The organism is bacterium, assembly GCA_037147175.1.
Lineage (GTDB): Bacteria > Cyanobacteriota > Vampirovibrionia > Gastranaerophilales > UBA9971 > UBA9971.
In genome coordinates, this window is the sequence record JBAWVS010000086.1 from 1 (window position 1) to 5191 (window position 5191).

The window sequence follows — 5191 nt, forward strand, 5'->3', positions numbered from 1 at the left end:
TTCTTCAAGACGTGAAAAAAGAAAATTTGTTCTAAACTTTTAACTTAACTGAACATTAGAAGATATAGAAAATCTTAAAAAAAATCAGATTGAAATTTATAGAAAATTAAAAGATTATTCCCAAAAAATAGAAAAATTGTTTAAAGAACCCCAATGTATTCATTTTCATGTTACAAACGGCAAGCTTTATGTGCAATCATCAAATAGCTTTGAAACATCACCGCAGGCTAAGATTAAAGCTTCAGTTGATTTATGCAGATCGGGTTTGATAACTAAAAATGAAGCTATAAATAGGGTTTCTGCAGACGAACTTGAAAATATTTTGTCAGGAAGTTTTGATAAACAAGAAAAATCAAAAGCTATCAGTGAAAATAGAATAATTACTTGCGGAGTTGGCGCAAGCAGCGGTGCAATATCTGGAAAAGCCGTATTTGATACAAAAAAAGCCAAAGAATTAATCCTTAAAGGGGAAAAAGTTATTCTCATAAAAAATGATACTAACGCTGATGATGTAGATACGATAAAGCAGGCTGGCGGTGTTATTGCTGTAAATGCAGGAGTCTCAGGCCATGCAGTTGTTATTGCCAAAGGTGCAGGGAAACCATGTATTGTCGGATGTAATGATGTTGCAATAGATGAATCAGCAGGCTGGTTGAAAGTTGGAAACAAAGTTGTTAATAATGGCGATCTGATTTCTATTGACGGAAAAACAGGAGAAATAATAGAAGGCAAATTAAAAATTATACAGGATAAGCCATCTCATGAGGTTTTTGAACTATTAAACTGGGCCGATGAAATTTCCAATATTAAAGTAATAGCCAACGCTGATACTCCTGCGGATGCTACCTATTCAATAAAAATGGGAGCGCAGGGCATAGGTCTATGCAGAACAGAGCATATGTTTTTTAATGAACAAAGACTAAACTCTGTAAAAAAGGTTCTTTTGTCTAAAGAAGGCTCTCAAAGAAGAAAAGAAGGGCTAAAAGAACTTGAAAAATACCAATATGAAGATTTTATAGAGATTTTTAAAGCTCTAGAAGGTAAACCTGTTACGATAAGACTGCTTGATATGCCGTTAGACGAATTTGTACCGGAATCTCTCAAAAAAGAGTCAAATCCAATGATGGGTAATAGAGGAAGCCGATTTGGAATTGTTGATCCTGATATTTATAAAATGCAAGCGAGGGCTATTGCAAAGGCCTATACTCAGGTAAACTGTAAGCCTAAAATTATGTTGCCGATGATTTCAACGGAGGAGGAGTTTAAATATCTTTCAGGTGTTATAAAGACTACAATAGAAGAAACTTTAACAGAAACGCTGGGAGATAAAAAAGCAGCAAGTAGCTTTTTAAATGATTTTAAAATTGGTTCAATGATAGAAATTCCTTCTTCTATTATAAATGCCGGAGAACTCGCGAAAGAAGCGGATTTTTTAAGCATAGGGTCAAATGATCTTACACAATTTACTCTCGGACTCAGCAGGAATGATTCTAGCCAAATTATTGAATCTTATTTAAAAAAAGGTATTTTAAAAGAAAATCCATTTAAAGTTTTACACTCAAGTGTAATCAAATTTATACAGCAAGGTATTAATGATGCAAGAAAAATCAAGCCCAATATTGAAGTTAGTATTTGCGGAGAACAGGGCAGTAATGCAAAAAGTATAGAGAACAGTTATAATTCAGGCGTAAATTGCGTCAGTGTATCTCCTGCAAGAGTGGCTGTTACTCGTCTTCTTGCAGCACAAAGAACTCAAAATTCAAGAGAACCAGGCAAAATAACATTTACGGGATTAAACAAAAAATTTAATGTTGAAAATGATAAACATCAGCATCAACTGGAAATTTTTGATGATGTAACGAGCAGAAATTTCAAAAAATCATTTGAAGAATTTTCACAACAACCATTATTTAAAACTGATGAAATAAAAGCGCAACTTAGTGAAGAATATTCGAATGAAGTAGTTGATAAAATCAAATTAACAGGCGATAAAGCCGGTTATAACAACATTGTTTTGGTAATGCCCGGCATAAATCCTAAAACAGGGGAAATTCCCGGAATTTTTCCTATTATTACCGATAAAAAAGATGTCTCGACAATGGGTGGCGGACATTGGAGAACAGAAGAATATTTTTTAAATTGCATTGTCCCTCAAATTAAAAATCAAATTCCAACTTTTAACTTTGGTGATTTTAAAAATGCATTAGGAATAACAACAGATACACAAAGAACAAACCCTAAGAATTTAAAATTATTACCGGCAGGTGTAACTTCTTCTAATTCGCATTTAACAATGGCATCTAACTCAAATACATTCAGGCCTATGGATGGAACTTTCGATAGAAGCGGAAAGGCTTCGTTTGTTAGTTTACACGGATTTGTTGTTTATGATAATGATGACAATAAATATATGATTATTGATGATAAGCCGGGTGTAGCCGCTTTTATTAAGAAAAACAGTGTTTTATTTGAAGAATTGAACGAAAGGTATAATGTCAAAATTATAGTCGGTAATATAGATGTAAACAAACAAGTAAGTGTTCAAAAAGAAAAAAATGATTTTATTAATCAGATGATTGGACAGTTAAAATTATCAAATTTAAAAGTAAAAGAATTTAAAACAAATAAAAATGACTTAAATACTTATGAATTAATTGAATATTCAACTAATCCAAACAAACAGAACAAACAATATTAAAACTTTTATGACATCAACCTAAAAACGTAAAATTTTTAAGATTTATATATTTTAGCTGTTTTTACAAAAAAAATCCCTGTTAATTCTTTATGTAATTTGGGGTTAAAATCCACACCACGTCTGCTTAAAAAATTTAAATCAAAAGAGAATAATGCTGTCAAAACTGCGACCTCCATATTAAAGACCCTGTTCATTATGAACAGGGTCTTTAATATGGGCGTTGAGAGGCTCGAACTCCCGACATCTTCGGTGTAAATGCGCTTTTAAGCCTATTTTTGTTTATATATAGTTTGCTCTGATTTACAAATAGCTGAAAAATTTGTCTTGTTGTTGTTTTTATATAAATACGTCAAACTAACGCAAAAAACATTAAAGGTGACGGGAAAGTGCGGGATTGATTCATATCATCATAAAAACAATGTCAATGAATGTAAAAATTTTATTTAAATATTTACTATTTTTTACAATGCTCTTTTTTAAAATTGTTATTATCTTATAAGGATTGACAATTTGTCGTGAAGATGCGACAATATAAATTATGAAAGAATTAATCCCGTATACAACAAAAACAGGAAACCAACCTGTAATCGATTGGCTTGAATCCTTAGACAAGGTTACCAGAAGCAGAATTACTTCAAGATTTACAAAAATCCAAACAGGTAATTACGGTTTATGTGAATAGGTCGGTACCGAAATAAGAGAACTTAAGTATATGTTCGGTGCAGGTTACAGAGTTTATTTTGCTGAAGATGACGGTTCTATTGTCGTTCTGCTCATAGACGGTGATAAATCCACTCAAAAAAGAGATATTAAAAAAGCTCATGATTATTGGGATGATTACAAATTAAGAAAGTCAGGTGATTAAAATGACTTATAAAACAATGGATGATTACATCACAGAAAAATTAAAAGACCCAGAAGAAGCTAAGGCATATTTAGAAGCTGCTCTTGGCGATTATTCCGACGATCCTGACAGTAATGCACTTGCTCTTTCATTAAGAAATTTAATCTTATCCAGAGGTTCTGTAACGACCTTTGCTAAAGAAGCTAAAATAAACAGACAGCATCTTTATAAAATTTTTGACGGTCAATCAAAACCGCAAATTGATACTTTAAATCATATAATAAGAGCTTTAGGCTTCAAGATGAGCTTTAACATTCAAAGAATGAAAGAAGCTTCTTAATACAATTTGAAATTTTTCCATTTATAGTTCCATTTGTAAATTACCACCCAAGCTGAGACAAAGTGTCAGAGCTTCTGAGCCAACTATTCCGATTAATCTATAACAGGAAATCCACAGAATTTTTTTGTGTGTTTAGGTAAATAGATACTCCATATTTTACAAATGTTTACAGGTTGCGAATCAGCTTGCAAAAGTTAAAAACATAGTAAATAATGAAGACATTATTTGTGAAAGTCGAATTATATGATTAAAAAACAGAACGGGGCTTTATAATGAGTGAAGAAGAAGTTAAGAAATTTAAGGAAAATAATAGAATGAGCCCCGAAATTATTGAGAAAAATGGTGAAAAATATTTTATTAAAGAAGATGAAGATTATAAAAATAAGAAATACAATAAATATTGTAATTTAGATCGCTATTTTATAAAAATTCCTCAGTATGGAAATGATTTTTATAATGAATCACAAATTGATAATCAAACTTATAATAAATTAAAAATTAATTATGCTAATAAAGCTTATACAAATCGTTTAAACTATGAAATTGTCTTTGATTTTGACAATAATAAAAGATTAATATTTATTTTGTTTAATCCAAGTACAGCAAATGAATATAACCTTGACCCAACCATAAGAAATTGTAAACGAATTACTCAAGCCTTAAATAAAGCAAAAAATGGGAATTATGGTGGAATATTAATATATAATACTTTTACTGTTCGACATCCTAAAATTGATGAAGCTTTAGAGAAAATAGACCCTAATTATGAAATAAATAATAATCCAATTTTTAATATATGCAAAAGCATAAATCAAAAAGACATTAATGATATATGTATTGCCTGGGGTAATAGTGTTAAAAAATTAAAGAAAATAAAAATTAATGACTCTAATCAAAGTTATTTTGAAAGAATTAATGAAGAAATCAAAAATCTTAAAGATAATAAATTTAGCATATATGCATTTAATTTTAACGAAAAAGATTTAAAACAACCTACGCATCCAAGTCGTCAAAATCATAAACAATTAAATGTTTTTTTTGATAAGCCCGAATTAAAACTAATAACAAAGTGTCCAAATGACCCAGAATGACCTTAACAGCTTAATAATAATTGTATTTTTATTGCCGTTAATAATTGGCATTATTTTAGGCTGGCAAGAAAAACAGTTGTTTTTAGGGATGTAAGAAATAAAGCAGGAACAATAAAATCAGAGAAAGCATAATTGATGAGTACATATCAAGAATATCTGAAAGTACTAGTGTTCAGTTAAGTTAAAAGTTTAGAACAAATTTTCTTTTTTCACGTCTT

At 30.3% G+C, this 5191-nt stretch carries 5 protein-coding genes; all 5 read left to right on the top strand.

What is annotated here, in order from left to right:
• Nucleotides 1-190 precede the first annotated feature (190 nt).
• The 5 genes from WCG23_12855 to WCG23_12875 all read left to right on the top strand — a co-directional run bounded on the left by WCG23_12855 (nucleotide 191) and on the right by WCG23_12875 (nucleotide 4973).
• Nucleotides 191-2698: a putative PEP-binding protein gene (locus tag WCG23_12855; GenBank protein ID MEI8390759.1), complete on the top strand. Its 2508-nt coding sequence runs from the start codon at nucleotides 191-193 to the stop codon at nucleotides 2696-2698.
• 538 nt (nucleotides 2699-3236) lie between these two features.
• Nucleotides 3237-3380, top strand: coding sequence for a hypothetical protein (locus WCG23_12860; GenBank protein ID MEI8390760.1), 144 nt, complete (start codon nucleotides 3237-3239; stop codon nucleotides 3378-3380).
• A gap of 12 nt (nucleotides 3381-3392) precedes the next feature.
• On the top strand, nucleotides 3393-3563 hold the full coding sequence (locus WCG23_12865; protein ID MEI8390761.1) for a hypothetical protein: 171 nt from the start codon (nucleotides 3393-3395) through the stop codon (nucleotides 3561-3563).
• 1 nt (nucleotide 3564) lies between these two features.
• Nucleotides 3565-3882, top strand: coding sequence for a hypothetical protein (locus WCG23_12870; GenBank protein MEI8390762.1), 318 nt, complete (start codon nucleotides 3565-3567; stop codon nucleotides 3880-3882).
• Nucleotides 3883-4154: 272 nt separating this feature from the next.
• A complete protein-coding gene (locus tag WCG23_12875; GenBank protein ID MEI8390763.1) occupies nucleotides 4155-4973 on the top strand; it encodes a DUF1643 domain-containing protein in 819 nt (272 codons plus the stop codon).
• Nucleotides 4974-5191: the final 218 nt, after the last annotated feature.

Coding starts and splice junctions, on each gene's coding strand:
- WCG23_12875 (MEI8390763.1), top strand. CDS start 4,155: ATGAGTGAAGAAGAAGTTAAGAAATTTAAGGAAAATAATAGAATGAGC.
- WCG23_12860 (MEI8390760.1), top strand. CDS start 3,237: ATGAAAGAATTAATCCCGTATACAACAAAAACAGGAAACCAACCTGTA.
- WCG23_12870 (MEI8390762.1), top strand. CDS start 3,565: ATGACTTATAAAACAATGGATGATTACATCACAGAAAAATTAAAAGAC.